This window comes from Pseudomonas sp. R5(2019), from assembly GCF_009905435.1.
GTDB lineage: Bacteria > Pseudomonadota > Gammaproteobacteria > Pseudomonadales > Pseudomonadaceae > Aquipseudomonas.
Map to the genome: position 1 here is coordinate 180,137 of NZ_JAAAMT010000001.1, position 14,329 is coordinate 194,465.

Below are 14,329 nucleotides of genomic sequence, written 5' to 3' on the forward strand. Positions count from 1 at the left end.
GTCTTATCCTGCGCGGCACCGTCCTCTTATCCATATAAGGTGCTTGGCCGATCGGAACCGAAGACCGCTTGGCACATCTGAACAGCGACATTCTCCTCGCCGCCGGCGAGACGCTTGGGATCAAACCCACGACGGCGCTGAAATTGATGAGGCAGTTCGCACTCGACGTGAGGCAGGAAGCCCACAAGCTGATGGATGAAGTTCAGCAACAGAACGAGCTGATCGCCCTGGATCGGCCGGAGCTTACGGCCACATTCGCAGGATGAAGGCTATACGCACCATCGTCCACATCGTAATCAACGAGATGACCGCCAAGTTTGCCTAGGCCCTGCCTTTGTGGGTCTGCACGTGGAGGATATGGGCGCTGACTGCCGGGTGGTGCACGGGTGTAGGGTTGCAGATTACCCGGTCCGTGAGACGCTACGGCAGCGTGATTGCCACGAAGGGCGCCATCATTCCTGCTGCAGTCGGCGTCGACATCGGCTGCGGTATGGCCGCCCAGCTCACCCCCCTTACAGCATCCGATCTGCCGGACAATCTGGCGGCTCTGCGCAGCGAAATCGAGCGCCGCATACCCCACGGACGCACCAACAACGGTATGCCTGGCGACCGTGGCGCCTGGGGCGACATGGCTCCAGGTGCTTATGGCCATGCCGAACTGGCCAACCTCATGGTTGAGCTGGAGGTGCTGGTTAAGAGGCTATTCGTCCCTGTGGTGATACCTGATCTTGTCCTTTCCTCCCCATTGCAGCGTTGGCATACGAGTTCCTGAAAAATAAAAATCCACGTTCGTAGAACGTGGACTTGCCCTTTGCCCCCTGGAAGGGGGCGAATCCTGCAACCGCTGTGCAAAACACCGGCACAGGGCTCCTGGACGCTCCGTGCAACTCCTGGCTTGCCCTCGCGCGCAGCGTCGTCGCACAACCTTGACTACCACAGTCGTAACAGGCAGAGCCGGTTACTCAAAACCACGCCCTAAGGACGTGGTTTCCCAAGTTCAAATCAAAGATCGTGGTGTCGCCGGAGATCCTCTCCAGGCTCACACCGACGAGGATGTGGGGCTGTAATGTCACCCTGGCCACGGCTGGCCTTTCGGTCACCTTGCTACTGGGCGAACTGACCGCAATCTCCGTCAGCACTTATGTGATCGACGCGATCAGCCGCTTCTCGGCGGTGTACCAGGCGCTCGACATCCTGGGCGCTTTCCATCGGCTACGCGCTTTCACCCAGGCAACGCTTGACCAGCGCCGCAGCGCTGGTCACGGGGGCAGCGCAGGTGCGGTTGCGGCACACATAGGCGGTGGCTTGTCCGGCGAGTGGCGGGCGTCCCGCACCCAGGGGAACGTCCTCGGCAAAGGCCAGCACCCGTGCCGGCAGGTAGCGCCGATGCAGGCTCGCCAGCAAGGCGCTGGCGGCCTCGCGCCCGCCTGCAATGACGACGCTCAGCGGGCCGCATTGGGCGAAGTCCTGCGCGGCCAGGAGATGGGCGAAGCCGAAGGGGTTCTGCGCGGCCGCGGCGCGGTACATGGCGAATACCTGCTCGGCATGCTCGCGGTAGAGCTCGCGGCCGGTCAGCTCGAAGAGCCGCAGGAAGGCAAACACGCTGGTCGAGGTACCCGAAGGCCAGGCATTGTCGTGCGGCGCGCGCGGCCGGTGCACCAACTGCTCACCATCGCTGGGGGTGAAGTAGAGGCCATCATCCCAGAACTTCTCGAGGATCAGTTCGACCAGCCGCGTGGCCCGGGCGAGATGGTGCGGGTCGAAGTCGCACTCGTAGAGGTCGAGCAGCGCGTTGGCGAGGAAGGCGTAGTCCTCGAGGAAGCCCGGGACCTTGGCCGTGCCCTCGTGCCAGGCCCGGTACAGGCCACCCTCGGGGGTCGAAAGGTGGTCCTGGAGGAATTCGGCGGCGCGCCGCGCGGTGTCCAGGTGGCCCGCGCTTCCCGTGGCCTGGTAGGCGGCGCAGAGTCCCTGGATCATCAGCGCGTTCCAACTGGTGAGGATGTTTTCGTCGCGCCCTGGACGAATGCGCTGGGCCCGCGCAGCCAACAGCTTCTCGCGCAGGCCCGCCAGTTGCGCCTCCTCGCCCGCGTCCAGCGCGGTGGCGCGGTGCAGCACCGTGCTGCCACGCTCGAAGTTGCCCGCCGCGCTCACGCCGTAGGCCCGGCAGGCCAAGGCAGCGTCCGCAGCGCCGAGGACGGCCTGCACCTGCGCCGGAGTCCACACGTAGAACTTGCCTTCCTTACCCTCGCTGTCGGCGTCCTCGCTGGCGTAGAAGCCGCCCTCGGGATGGGTCATGTCGCGCCGGATGTAGTCGATCGTCTCCTCGAACACGCGCCGCCAGGAGGGATTGCCGGTCGCACGATAGGCGTCGGCATAGAGCTTCACCAACTGGCCGTTGTCATAGAGCATCTTCTCGAAGTGCGGCACGGCCCAGCGCTCGTCCACGCAATAGCGGGCGAAGCCGCCGCCGAGGTGGTCGTAGAGGCCACCGGCCGCCATGCGCTCAAGGGTCAGCTCGAGGGAGCTCAGCAGGTCTGGCTCGCCCAGGCGCTGATGGAGCCGCAGGACCAGGTCATGGCAGGAGGGATTGGGGAACTTCGGCGCCTGCCCCAGGCCACCGTGGATGCGGTCGGTGCTCTTGGCAATCAACCGGGCCGCCGCGGCCGGCTGGTCTTGCTCCGGCGGCGTATCACCCTGCAACTGGAGGTCTGCCATGAGGCGGTAGCCCTGGTGGATCTGTTCAACGTTTTGCCGCAGCGCCGTGCGGTTGTTCCGCCAGGCCTCGCTCAGCCCGAGCAGAACCTGGGCGAAGCCGGGCCGGCCGTGGCTCGGCTGCGGCGGGAAGTAGGTGCCGCCGAAGAACGGCTCGCGCTGCGGGGTGAGGAACACCGTCAGCGGCCAGCCACCGCCCTGCCCCAGCATCTGCACGACTTTCTGGTAGATGTCGTCGAGGTCGGGCCGCTCCTGGCGGTCGACCTTGATGTTGATGAAGCGCTCGTTCAGCAGGCGCGCGAGGTCCGGGTCCTCGAACGACTCGTGGGCCATCACATGACACCAGTGGCAGGCGGCATAGCCCACCGACAGGTGGATCGGCCTGTCCTCGTCGCGGGCGCGACGGAACGCTTCGTCACCCCAGGGATGCCAGTCCACGGGGTTCTCTGCGTGTTGCCGCAGATAGGGCGAGGTTTCATTGGCGAGTCGGTTGCTCATGACTGGCTCCTCACAATGGGTTCTCTGGAACTGCTTCCTTCGGGCCCCTCACAACAGACCAAGCTGCAGGCGGGCCGCCTCGGACATGCGGCTCTGGTCCCAGGGCGGCTCCCAGACCAGTTCGATGTCGACCTGGCTGACGCCGGGGAGCACCTGGACCTTGGCCCGCGCCTCCTCCTTCAGCACCTCGCCCATGCCACAGCCGGGCGCGGTCATCGACATCCTGATCGCTACTCGCTGGCCGCCGCCTTCCAGCGGCTGGAGCTGGCATTGGTAGATCAGCCCGAGATCGACCACGTTGACCGGGATCTCCGGATCGTAGACGGTACGCAGCACGTCGAGGACCTGCTGGACGTTCAATGTACCGGACGCCGGCTGGGCGCTCGCCTGGGGCATGCTCAGCCCCAGGGCGTCGGCCTCGCCGGCTGCGATCCGCGCGAGCTGGCCGCTGGCGGTCCTGATCGTGAAGCTGCCGCCGAGCGACTGGGTCACGACGACCCACTCGCCCCGTGCCAGCCGTAGCGGCTCCCCGCGCGGAATCAGCGTGGCCGTGCAATCTCGCTTGAGCGCTATCCGCTGGGCGTGGCCCGGCTGGTTGGGGTTGTCGAAGGTGAAACCGGCGCCGCGCAGTTCCTGCACGTAGTCGATGGCCAGCCCATCGGCCCGGTGCGCGCTCGCGGGGTCGAGCCACAGGCTGATGCCGTCCGTTTCGACGGCGATATCCCTCTCCGTGCCGGACCCGAAGAGCAGCTCATGCTCGAAGCGCTCGTCGATCCTCAGCCGCCGCAAGCCGCTGCGGCCGTCCGCCAGGGCGTCGCGCAGGACCTGCCGCGCCGCGTCGCTGAAGCGGATGCCGGGAATATGCCGCTCGGCTGCCATGGCTTACTCCGTAGTGACCGGCGCGCTGCCCCCTTCGAGGGCGCTGCGCAGCGTGTGCCAGGCCAGCGTCGCGCACTTGACCCGCACCGGAAATGCCCAGACCCCGGCGAGCACCGCCAGCTTGCCGAGCTCCGCAGGTGCCGCCTGGGCATCCGGACCCTCGATGAGCAACGCATGCACCCGGTCGAACAGCGCCAGCGCCTCCTCCTGCCGTTTTCCCTTGACCGCCATGGTCATCAAGGACGCCGAGGCCTGGGAAATGGCACAGCCGGCCCCCTGGAAGGCAATGTCCTCGATCACCCCGTCCGCGAGCTGGATATAAACCCTGAGCTGATCGCCGCACAGCGGATTGAAGCCCTCCGCCGTATGGGTAGCGCCCTCCAGCGGGCGGAAATTACGCGGCCGCTTGCCGTGGTCGATGATCACGTCCTGGTAGAGATCGCGCAGCTCGCCGTTCATTGGAACAGCTCCCGGACCTTGGCCAGGCCAGCCACCAGCGCATCGATGTCCTGCTCCGTGCTGTAGCAGCCGAGCGAGGCGCGGGCCGTGGCGGCCAGGCCGAATCGCTGCATCAGCGGCTGGGCGCAGTGGTGCCCGGTGCGGATCGCGATACCCTCGCGGTCGAGGACGGTACCGATATCGTGCGGATGGATGCCGTCGAGGACGAAAGACAGTACGCCGACCTTTTCCGGCGCGGTGCCGATCAGCCGGAGGCCGGGCACCGCCGCAAGCGCCTGCTGCGCGTAGGACAGCACAGCCTGCTCGTGGGCAGCGATGGCCTCCGCCCCCAGCTCGCCGAGGAAGTCGATCGCCGCGCCGAGCCCGATCGCGCCGGCCATGTTCGGCGTGCCCGCCTCGAAGCGGTAGGGCGGCTTGTTGTAGAGGGTCTTTTCGAAGCTGACCGAAAGGATCATGTCGCCGCCGCCCTGGTAGGGCGGCATCGCCTCAAGCAGTTCGCGGCGGCCATAAAGCACGCCTACGCCAGTCGGGCCGTACATCTTGTGCCCCGACAGGGCATAGAAGTCGCAGCCCAGGGCGCGCACGTCGAGCCTCAGGTGCGGGGCCGCCTGGGCGCCATCGACCAGCACGCGCGCCCCCCGGGCATGGGCGAGCTCGACGATGCGCTGGATCGGGTTGATGGTCCCCAGCACGTTCGAGACATGGGCGACCGCCACCAGCCTGGTCCTGGGCCCGATCAGCCGTTCCAGCTCATCCAGCAGGAGTTCGCCGGCATCGTCGATGGGTGCCACCCGCAGATGGGCGCCGGTCTGCTCGCAGAGCATCTGCCAGGGAACTATGTTCGAGTGGTGCTCCATGGCGCTGATGAGCACCTCGTCGCCGGCATGGACCTGGGTCTTGCCAAGGGTTTGCGCGACCAGATTGACCGCCTCGGTGGTGCCGCGGACGAAGACGATTTCCTCGACGTGCTCGGCATTGAGAAACCGCTGGACCTTCGCCCGCGCTTTCTCATACTCCTCGGTGGCACGCACCGAGAGATAGTGCACGCCACGGTGCACGTTGGCGTTCTCCTTCAGAAAGAAGCGCGACATCGCGTCTATGACTGCCTGTGGCTTCTGGCTGGTCGCAGCGCTGTCGAGGTAGATCAGGGGTTTTCCGTAGACCGTCTCCGCGAGAATCGGGAAGGCCTGGCGCACCCGCTCGACGTCGTAGCTGGCCGTGAGGTCGAGCCGTTTCGGCGGTGTCTGCAGGCTGGTTTCCAGGTTGCTCATGCCGCCACCTCCAGGCCCCGCAGCTGCGCGGCCACCAAGCGCTCCACCCGGGCCCGCAGCGGCTCCAGGCGAATCAGTTCGAGCATCTCGCTGGCGAACGCATAGGTCAGCAGGGACCGCGCCGCCGCCTCGGATATCCCGCGCGAACGCAGATAGAAAACGGCCTGTTCATCCAGCTGGCCGACGGCGGCGCCGTGGGCGCACTTGACTTCATCGGCGAAGATCTCCAGCCGCGGCTGGGTGTTGGCCTGGGCCGACGCCGACAACAGCAGCGTCTTGATGGTCTGGCTGGCATCCGTCTTCAGCGCGCCCGGGCGCACTATGATCCGCCCGTCGAAGACCCCGTGGCCACGCCCGTCGATCACGCCCTTATAGAGTTCGCGGCTGGTGCAGCGCGGTGCCAGGTGCTCGATGCACGTCTGGTTGTCCAGGTGCTGCTCGCCGCGGGGCAGGTAAAGACCATCAAGAACGACCTGGGCGCCGGGGCCTTCGAGCAGCACCCGCACCTCCTGCCGCGCCAGAGCCGCACCGAGTACCGAGGAGTGCGCGACGAAGCGGCTGTCTTCGGCCTGGCGCACGCCAAGGAACGCAACATGGAACGCCGAGGTGCTCTCGTCCTGCAGCTTGTAATGCTCGAGCGTCGCGCCAGCCTCGAGCACCAGTTCGGTGACGGCATTGCTGAGGTAGACCGCTGCCCCGCTACCCAGGTGGCTTTCCACCACGGTCGCGCGGCTCCCGGCACCCACCTGCACCAGGGCGCGCGGATGCGCCGCCAGCGGCGTAGTGCCGGGGGCCGAAAGAAACACCAGGTGGATCGGCGCCTCGACCCGGGTGCCGGCGGAGATCCGCACCAGGGCCCCGTCCTCGGCGAGGGCCGCATTGAGCGCGGTGAAGGCCTGCGGTTGCGCGCGGAACGCACGGGCGAACAAGTCCTCGAGCGCCCCGCTGTCGGCCGGGAGCAGTGCGGCCAGGCTGCCGAGCTGGACGCCTGGGGGCAGGTCCTTCAACGCAGAGAGTTCAGCGGCGAAATAGCCGTTGACGAAGACCATCCGCGGGCCGCCGAGGTCGCCGCAGAGCTGCTCGACGTTCGCGGCGGACAGCTGCCGGCTCGGGTCGGGCCCGGCCGGCTGGAACGGGATGGCCAGGATGGGCGCGACTCGCGTGTACTTCCAGGCCTCATCCTTGGCCGTCGGAAAGCCCTGTTCGGCCACCCAGTGGAACGCCGCGCGACGCAGATCCCCCAACCAGGCCGGCTGGCGACCGTCGACCCTGGGTTCGAGGCGGGCGAGGAACGCCGTGCTCGCTTCGCCGTTCATGGCCTGGCTCCGGTTGTCGGCCCCTGCTCGAAGGCGGCATAGCCGTGCTTCTCGAGCTCGACGGCCAGCGTCTTGTCGCCGGACTGCACGATCTGGCCGTTGGCCATGACATGCACATGGTCCGGCACTATGTAGTCGAGCAGGCGCTGGTAGTGGGTGATCACCAGCAGCGCGCGGTCTTCACGCCGCAGTGCGTTGACGCCAGCGGCGACGGTGCGCAGCGCATCTATGTCCAGGCCCGAGTCGGTTTCATCGAGGATGGCCAGCTTGGGTTCCAGAATCATCATCTGGAAGATCTCGTTGCGCTTCTTCTCGCCACCGGAGAAGCCTTCGTTGACCGCGCGGCTCATGAAGCTCTGGTCCATCTCGACCAGCGCCATGCGCTCCTTGGCCAGCGTGAGGAAGTCCAGCGCGTCGAGCTCCTCGAGCCCGCGCTGCCTGCGCACCGCGTTGAGGGCCGTGCGCAGGAAGTAGAGGTTGCCGACGCCAGGAATCTCCACCGGGTACTGGAACGCCAGGAAGATGCCGGCGACCGCGCGCTCTTCCGCCGCCATGGCGAGCAGATCCCGGCCCTCATAAAGCACCTCGCCGCTGACCTCGTAGGCCTCATGGCCCGCCAGCACCTGGGCCAGGGTGCTCTTGCCCGAGCCGTTCGGCCCCATGATCGCGTGCACCTCGCCGGCGCCAATCCGCAACGTGATGCCCCGAAGGATCTCGCGGCCCTCGACATTGGCGTGCAGATTCTTGATCTCGAGCATGCTCCACCTCAGCCTTCAAACCTCGGCCCTCAGCCGACGCAACCCTCCAGGCTCACGCCCAGCAGTTTCTGGGCTTCTACCGCGAACTCCATCGGCAGTTCCTTGAACACCTCGCGGCAGAAGCCATTGACGATCATCGGCACCGCATCTTCCTCGCGGATGCCACGCTGCCGGCAGTAGAACAGCTGTTCCTCGCTGATCTTCGAGGTGGAGGCCTCGTGCTCGACCCGAGCGCTGGGGTTCTTCACCTCGAGATAGGGGAAGGTGTGCGCGCCACACTGGCTGCTCAGCAGCAGGGAGTCGCACTGGGTATGGTTGCGGGCGCCGGCCGCCCCCTTCTGGATCTTCACCAGGCCGCGGTAAGTGTTCTGCCCATGGCCGGCGGAGATCCCCTTGGAGAGGATGGTGCTGCGCGTGTTGCGCCCGATGTGAATCATCTTGGTGCCGGTGTCCGCCTGCTGGTGGTTGGTGGTCAGGGCGACCGAGTAAAACTCGCCGACCGAGTCGTCGCCCTGGAGGATGACGCCCGGATACTTCCAGGTGATGGCCGAGCCGGTCTCGACCTGGGTCCAGGAGATCTTCGAGTTTCTGCCGGCGCACTTGCCGCGCTTGGTGACGAAGTTGTATATGCCGCCGCGCCCTTCGGCGTCGCCCGGGTACCAGTTCTGCACCGTGGCGTACTTGATCTGCGCATCATCCAGCGCGATCAGTTCGACCACCGCCGCGTGCAGCTGATTCTTGTCGCGCATCGGCGCGGTGCAGCCCTCGAGGTAGCTCACGTAGGCGTCGTCCTCGGCGACTATCAGGGTACGCTCGAACTGGCCGGTGTCCGCGGCGTTGATGCGGAAGTAGGTCGACAGCTCCATCGGGCAGCGCACCCCCTTGGGAACGTAGCAGAAGGAGCCGTCGGAAAACACCGCCGAGTTCAGCGTGGCGAAGAAGTTGTCGCTATAGGGGACGACCGAACCCAGGTATTTACGCACCAGATCCGGGTGATTCTGCACGGCATCGGAGAAGGAGCAGAAGATCACGCCGACCTCGGCCAGCTTTTGCTTGAAGGTCGTCGCCACCGAGACCGAGTCGACCACGGCGTCCACCGCCACGCCGGTCAGGCGCTCCTGCTCGGCGAGCGAGATGCCGAGCTTGTCGAACATCGTGCGCAGTTCGGGGTCGACCTCGTCGAGGCTCTTGGGCCCCGGGGTTTTTGGCTTGGGCGCCGAGTAATAGATGATGTCCTGGTAGTCGATGGGGGCGTAGTGGACGTTCTGCCAGCTCGGCTCGCGCATGGTCAGCCAGTGACGGTAGGCCTTCAGGCGCCAGTCGAGCAGCCACTGCGGCTCGTTTTTCTTGGCCGAGATCAGGCGGATGATGTCCTCGTTGAGCCCGCGCGGGGCGGCGTCGCTCTCCAGGTCGGAGACGAAGCCGTACTTGTACGCCCGACTGCTGAGTTCGCGGATCTTCGCATTATCAGTGCTCATCACTGCCCTCCTCGTCCCCACGACGGAGGATTCGATCGCTCATCCGTGAAGCGCAGCTCCATATTCAGCAACTATATTCTTTTTAAAGTAGAGATACTCGGAAAATTCACTGACTCGGGGCGGTCGCGCACTTGCCGGTGACGGCTCGCGGGGGAGTTGCGGGTCGCGGAGCGCGGCGCCGGGCAGCGAGACCAGCAGCGCGTCAGGCCTCCGCCGAGGGCCGCAGCAAGATGTCGTCGCCTTCCACCCGCACCTCGAACTGCTCGACCCGATAGGCCGATTCCGTCAGGCATTCGCCGTTGGTCACGTCGAACTCGTAGGCGTGCACGGGGCAGGTCACCACGCAGCCGCAGAGCGTGCCTTCGCCCAGCGGGCCGTCTTCGTGCGGGCAGCTATTGTGAATGGCGAAGTACTGGCCGGCGACGTTGAACAGCGCGACGGGCGTAGCCCCCAGGTACACGGTCTTGCCGCTACCCGGCTTGATGTCGCCCACGCGGGCGACCCTGACGAATTCACTCATGGCGCCACTCCAGGCTGCGACCGAGGCCCCCGGCAGGGCTGCCGAGCCGCCAAACTTCACTGCTAGACCGTCGCCCCTCGAATGTCAACAATGAACTTTACTAAGTATGGAAATGGAAGCACCGATGCGTGTGGCCAGCAAGAATGCCGAGGCGCCCGGCTCCGGTCGGGATCGGGTCCTTTTACTGCTCAAGCGGGACGGCCCCCAGGCCACGGCGCAGGTCGCGCAGCAACTAGGCGTGACGGCCATGGCCGTGCGCCAGCACCTTTCCGTCCTCTACGGCGAGGGTTTGGTCGAGTTCAGCGATGAGCAGCGCAAGATTGGCCGGCCCGCGCGCATCTGGCGGCTGACGCCGAAGGCCAATGCGCGTTTCCCTGATCACCACGCGGGGCTGGCGGTCGAGATGCTGCAGGTGGTGCAGAGCACCTTCGGTGAAGAAGGCCTGGAGCGCCTGACCGACGGCTGGACACGCAAGCAAGTGGCGCCTATCGCGCGCAGATGCCCCGCCAGGACCTGCCGCTCGACCAGCGGGTGGCCGCCCTGGTCAGGATCCGCTGCGCGGAAGGTTTCATGGCCGAGTGCCGGCCGGCTCAGGACGGGACCATCGAACTGGTGGAAAACCATTATGAGTATGTCGTGAATATTGATCATAGTCTGGTGCTCAAATAGTTTTCACACGACACATTCCCCCTGTGTAGCGCCAATCCCAAACTCAACCACCGGAGCATCACCATGAACAACCAAAGCACCCTGGGCCTGTCCCTCTCCGCCGCCGCTCTGGCACTGGCTCTGGGCTCGGCCCTCAGCCTGAGCATGATCCCCGCCGCCCATGCCGCCGACGACATGGAAAAATGCTACGGCGTCGCCATGAAGGGTAAGAACGACTGCGCAGCGGGCGCAGGCACCACCTGTGCCGGCACTTCGAAAATGGACCATCAAGCCAACTCCTGGAAGAAGGTCCCTAAAGGCACCTGCGAAAAAACCGTCAGCTCCACTTCGCCTACCGGCTTCGGTCAACTCCAGGCCTTCAAGGCAAAGTCCTGACTCCCAACCTATCGACCAGCCTGAGCCTTGATCATGACCACTCCAGCCGACACCACCGTGCATCGAGCCGCTCAGGCCGCCTGTCAGCTACCAGCCCGAGCCGGGCTGGGGCTGAAACCCGAGTACTTTCGCGGTCTGCTCGAAAACCATCCGGACATTGGTTTTCTTGAAATCCATGCCGAGAACTACATGGTCGAGGGTGGGCCTTTTCACCACTACCTCGGTTTGCTTCACGAAAAGTATCCGCTTTCGATCCACGGGGTCGGCTTGTCCATCGGCGCTGAAACTCCGCTGGACGGCGACCATCTGCAGCGCCTGAAAACTCTGTTCGAAAGGCATCCACCGACAGCCACTCGGCCCCCATCGATGACGCGGTGTGGGCGCTCTACCGCCAATTGCTCCAGCGCATCGGGCCGATCCCGACGCTGATCGAGCGCGACAACGACCTGCCACCCTTGCCGCAGTTGTTGGCCGAAGCCCGAATGGCTGAAGAGTTGATCATGGCCTGCGAGGTTCAGCCATGAGCACGCAAGCCGATTTCGCCGCGGCTCTGTTCGACCTTGGGCGCACCGCCCCGACCGATCTGTTCAGCAGCCCGGCGCCTGACAGTCGATTTGCGGTCTACCGCAACAACGTCATCAGCTCATTGCTGGGCGCGCTGGCCGACAGCTACCCGGTGGTGCTGCAACTGGTGGGCGAAGCCTTCTTCAACGCCATGGGCCTGACCTACGTGCAGTCCCATCCACCTCGCTCGCGCCTGCTGGTGGAATATGGCGAGGACTTCGCCGCCTTTATCGAAAGCTTTGAACCGGCTGCCAGCCTGCCCTACCTCGCCGACGTCACGCGCCTGGAGCGGCTGCGCATACGCGCCTTCCACGCCGGGCTTCGCAGTCGATCTGATCTCCGGCAACTTCGAGCTGGGCATGCCGCACCTGGCCGACTCGACCATTCCCTTGTTTCGAAGCGAATACCCGGTGCCGTTGCTTGCACCTGAAGTGGCGGCGCCCATGGCAGCCTTTGCCGAACACTTTTTTCCGCTCCTGATTCTGGTCGGCTTCGCCACCCGTTTCTCTGCCTTGGCGTTGCTCGGGATAACCCTGGTCATTCAGACATTCGTCTACCCCGACGCCTACCCTACCCACGGTACCTGGGCGGCGGTGCTGCTCTATCTGATGGCCCGTGGGCCTGGAGTGCTTTCGATCGATCACCTGATTGCCCGGCGCTAGAGTTTCTCCAATGCCTGGGTACTGCGCTGGAACCCCAGCCCACCAGGTAATCGGCCAGCGCGTCCCTGATGATCGCGGTCGGATTTGCTGCTGGACAGGAAAAAACTCAAACCCTCGCCCGACACCAATTGGTTGGTTTCAACCCGCAGTCGACGCAAATCGTCACTGCGAAACGCACCACTCAATGTGGTGAGTAGATTCTCCAGTGGTTGGCGTGCCTGAGTTCAGGCTAGCCGAAACGCCCCTTCGCATCGCCCCCTTTTCGAATGCTTGAATGCAGGAACCGTCCAAAACGGCCCCCTCGCAGTCGAGTGACGGAAATATTTGCTGACTGCACACACCAAGATCAAGACAACATGTTGACATTAATAAATGTCAAAGCGTATCGTCGAGCCCATCAAGAAAGCATTCACATCACCATAAAAACAATCAAACCCTGTGAATTAGGTGCTTAAGATGAAACAAAGCACAAAAATTATGTCCGTCGTCAGTTCTACCAAGGATCGAACCATAGGTATTAATGACAATATGATTACTTATAATTTTCCTTTATTTCTGTCCGCAGTGCTGGATTGCTCCACCCTTGCATGCACGCCCAGCGGTCAAGGTTGACCCGGGCACATGTGGCATGGGGACTGTTAAGCCGAGCAAAACCATCACCAGGCAGGAAGAATAGCGATGAGCAATGTCATTCTCGAAACCCGGGGGCTGACCAAGGAGTTCAATGGCTTCACCGCCGTGGACTCGGTCGATCTTCAAGTGCAGGAGGGGCATATCCATGCCCTGATCGGTCCCAACGGAGCCGGCAAATCCACGGTATTCAACCTGCTGACCCACTTCCTGCCAGCCACCCGGGGCGCGGTGCTGTATCAAGGACAAGTCATCGGCAAGCTGGCCCCCAACAAGATCGCCCGCTTGGGGCTGGTGCGCTCCTTCCAGATATCGGCAGTGTTTGGCCAGATGAGCGTGCTGGAGAACGTCCGCGTAGCCCTGCAACGCGAACTCGGCACTTCCTTCCATTTCTGGAAAGCCGCCAACTCGCTCGACCACCTCAACCAGCACGCCATGCATCTTCTCGAACAAGTCGACCTGCAGGACTTCGCCCTGCACAAGACCGCCGAACTGCCCTATGGACGCAAGCGCGCATTGGAGCTGGCCACGACCCTGGCCCTGGAGCCCAAGGTGATGTTGCTCGACGAACCGACCCAGGGCATGGGTCATGAGGACGTCGAGCGGGTGGTTGAACTGATCCGCAAGGTCGCAGTGGGCCGCACTGTGCTGATGGTCGAACACAACCTGCGCGTCGTCAGCAGCCTGTGCAATCGCATCACCGTACTGGCACGCGGCAGTGTGCTGGCCGAAGGCGACTACGCCACCGTATCGGCCAACCCGCTGGTACGTGAAGCCTACATGGGCAAGGAGGCTGAGCATGTCTGAATTACACAATCCAGAACGGGAACAACTGCGCCTGGCCAACGTGCATGCCTTCTACGGGGAATCACACATCCTTCACGGCGTCGACATGACCGTCAATCGCGGTGAACTGGTCACTCTGCTCGGACGCAACGGCGCCGGTCGCAGCACCATTTTGAAATCGATCATGGGCATGGTCGGTCGACGTACCGGCTCGATCTGCATCAAAGGCGAGGAGACCGTGAAGATCGCCGCGCACCAGATTGCCCGCCTGGGCGTAGGGTTCTGCCCGGAAGAGCGCGGCATCTTCGCCAGCCTGAACGTTGAAGAAAACCTCATGCTGCCACCGACCGTGGCCAGTGACGGCATGTCGCTGGAGGAGATCTTCAGCATGTTCCCCAACCTCTACGAGCGCCGTAAAAGCCAGGGCACTCGCCTGTCCGGCGGCGAACAACAGATGCTGGCCATGGCCCGAATCCTGCGCACCGGCGCGAACCTGTTGCTGCTCGACGAGATCACTGAAGGCCTGGCCCCCGTGATCGTCGAGCGCCTGGGCGAAGTTCTGGTCGAGCTCAAGCGCCGGGGCATCACCATCGTCCTGGTGGAGCAGAACTTCCGCTTCGCCGCGCCCTTGGCCGATCGTCATTACCTGATCGAGCACGGTCAGGTCGTCGAACATTTCACCGCCAGGGAACTGGACGGCAAACGAGATCAACTCAACGCCATGCTTGGCGTTTGACCCTGCTGTAACCGAC

At 64.2% G+C, this 14,329-nt stretch carries 13 protein-coding genes and 5 pseudogenes; 10 read left to right on the forward strand and 8 right to left on the reverse strand.

Translation table 11 applies throughout. The features are described 5' to 3' along the window. The first annotated feature begins 68 nt into the window (after nt 1–68). The 3 genes and pseudogenes from GUY40_RS00830 to GUY40_RS28110 form a co-directional block, all read left to right on the forward strand. Complete coding sequence (locus tag GUY40_RS00830; protein WP_166567037.1) at nt 69–266, forward strand: hypothetical protein; 198 nt, start codon at nt 69–71, stop codon at nt 264–266. 158 nt (nt 267–424) lie between these two features. Further along, a pseudogene (locus tag GUY40_RS28105) lies at nt 425–631 on the forward strand (RtcB family protein); the annotation flags it as partial. Between the two features lie 428 nt (nt 632–1,059). Then, a pseudogene (locus tag GUY40_RS28110) lies at nt 1,060–1,212 on the forward strand (HupE/UreJ family protein); the annotation flags it as partial. Here the strand turns inward: GUY40_RS28110 and GUY40_RS00840 are convergent. The 8 genes from GUY40_RS00840 to GUY40_RS00875 form a co-directional block, all read right to left on the reverse strand. After that, complete coding sequence (locus GUY40_RS00840) at nt 1,213–3,210, reverse strand: thioredoxin domain-containing protein (RefSeq protein ID WP_166567038.1); 1,998 nt, start codon at nt 3,208–3,210, stop codon at nt 1,213–1,215. It lies immediately after the preceding pseudogene. Between the two features lie 48 nt (nt 3,211–3,258). Continuing rightward, nucleotides 3,259–4,089 carry a putative Fe-S cluster assembly protein SufT gene (sufT, locus tag GUY40_RS00845; protein WP_166567039.1) on the reverse strand — a complete coding sequence of 277 codons (831 nt, stop codon included), beginning with the start codon at nt 4,087–4,089 and terminating at the stop codon, nt 3,259–3,261. Nucleotides 4,090–4,092: 3 nt separating this feature from the next. Continuing rightward, on the reverse strand, nt 4,093–4,548 hold the full coding sequence (sufU, locus tag GUY40_RS00850; protein WP_166567040.1) for a Fe-S cluster assembly sulfur transfer protein SufU: 456 nt from the start codon (nt 4,546–4,548) through the stop codon (nt 4,093–4,095). After that, nucleotides 4,545–5,819 (reverse strand): cysteine desulfurase, encoded by a 1,275-nt coding sequence (locus tag GUY40_RS00855; protein WP_166567041.1) that lies wholly within the window; start codon nt 5,817–5,819, stop codon nt 4,545–4,547. The genes sufU and GUY40_RS00855 overlap by 4 nt, the downstream gene beginning before the upstream one ends. Further along, the gene (gene sufD / locus GUY40_RS00860; RefSeq protein WP_166567042.1) at nt 5,816–7,135 is read right to left on the reverse strand and encodes a Fe-S cluster assembly protein SufD; all 1,320 of its coding nucleotides are present in this window, start codon (nt 7,133–7,135) and stop codon (nt 5,816–5,818) included. Before sufD ends, GUY40_RS00855 begins: the two co-directional genes overlap by 4 nt. Continuing rightward, a complete protein-coding gene (gene sufC / locus GUY40_RS00865) occupies nt 7,132–7,893 on the reverse strand; it encodes a Fe-S cluster assembly ATPase SufC (RefSeq protein ID WP_166567043.1) in 762 nt (253 codons plus the stop codon). Before sufC ends, sufD begins: the two co-directional genes overlap by 4 nt. A gap of 29 nt (nt 7,894–7,922) precedes the next feature. Beyond that, nucleotides 7,923–9,371: a Fe-S cluster assembly protein SufB gene (gene sufB / locus GUY40_RS00870; protein WP_166567044.1), complete on the reverse strand. Its 1,449-nt coding sequence runs from the start codon at nt 9,369–9,371 to the stop codon at nt 7,923–7,925. A gap of 202 nt (nt 9,372–9,573) precedes the next feature. Beyond that, nucleotides 9,574–9,951 (reverse strand): non-heme iron oxygenase ferredoxin subunit, encoded by a 378-nt coding sequence (locus GUY40_RS00875; RefSeq protein ID WP_178117617.1) that lies wholly within the window; start codon nt 9,949–9,951, stop codon nt 9,574–9,576. A 46-nt stretch (nt 9,952–9,997) separates the two neighbouring features. On the opposite strand from GUY40_RS00875, the gene GUY40_RS00880 reads away from it, so the two are divergent. The 7 genes and pseudogenes from GUY40_RS00880 (at nt 9,998) to GUY40_RS00910 (ending at nt 14,313) form a co-directional block, all read left to right on the forward strand. Then, the gene (locus GUY40_RS00880) at nt 9,998–10,531 is read left to right on the forward strand and encodes a metalloregulator ArsR/SmtB family transcription factor (RefSeq protein WP_166567045.1); all 534 of its coding nucleotides are present in this window, start codon (nt 9,998–10,000) and stop codon (nt 10,529–10,531) included. A gap of 92 nt (nt 10,532–10,623) precedes the next feature. Continuing rightward, nucleotides 10,624–10,935, forward strand: a complete 312-nt coding sequence (locus tag GUY40_RS00885; protein WP_166567046.1) for a DUF2282 domain-containing protein — start codon at nt 10,624–10,626, stop codon at nt 10,933–10,935. A gap of 33 nt (nt 10,936–10,968) precedes the next feature. Next, nucleotides 10,969–11,459, forward strand: a pseudogene (locus tag GUY40_RS00890) (DUF692 family multinuclear iron-containing protein). After that, nucleotides 11,456–11,815: pseudogene (locus GUY40_RS00895) on the forward strand (putative DNA-binding domain-containing protein); the annotation flags it as partial. The pseudogenes GUY40_RS00890 and GUY40_RS00895, both read left to right, overlap by 4 nt. A gap of 1 nt (nt 11,816) precedes the next feature. Beyond that, nucleotides 11,817–12,161, forward strand: a pseudogene (locus GUY40_RS00900) (DoxX family protein); the annotation flags it as partial. 678 nt (nt 12,162–12,839) lie between these two features. Then, nucleotides 12,840–13,598 (forward strand): ABC transporter ATP-binding protein, encoded by a 759-nt coding sequence (locus GUY40_RS00905; protein ID WP_166567048.1) that lies wholly within the window; start codon nt 12,840–12,842, stop codon nt 13,596–13,598. Then, a complete protein-coding gene (locus tag GUY40_RS00910) occupies nt 13,591–14,313 on the forward strand; it encodes an ABC transporter ATP-binding protein (RefSeq protein WP_166567049.1) in 723 nt (240 codons plus the stop codon). Before GUY40_RS00905 ends, GUY40_RS00910 begins: the two co-directional genes overlap by 8 nt. Nucleotides 14,314–14,329 lie beyond the last annotated feature (16 nt).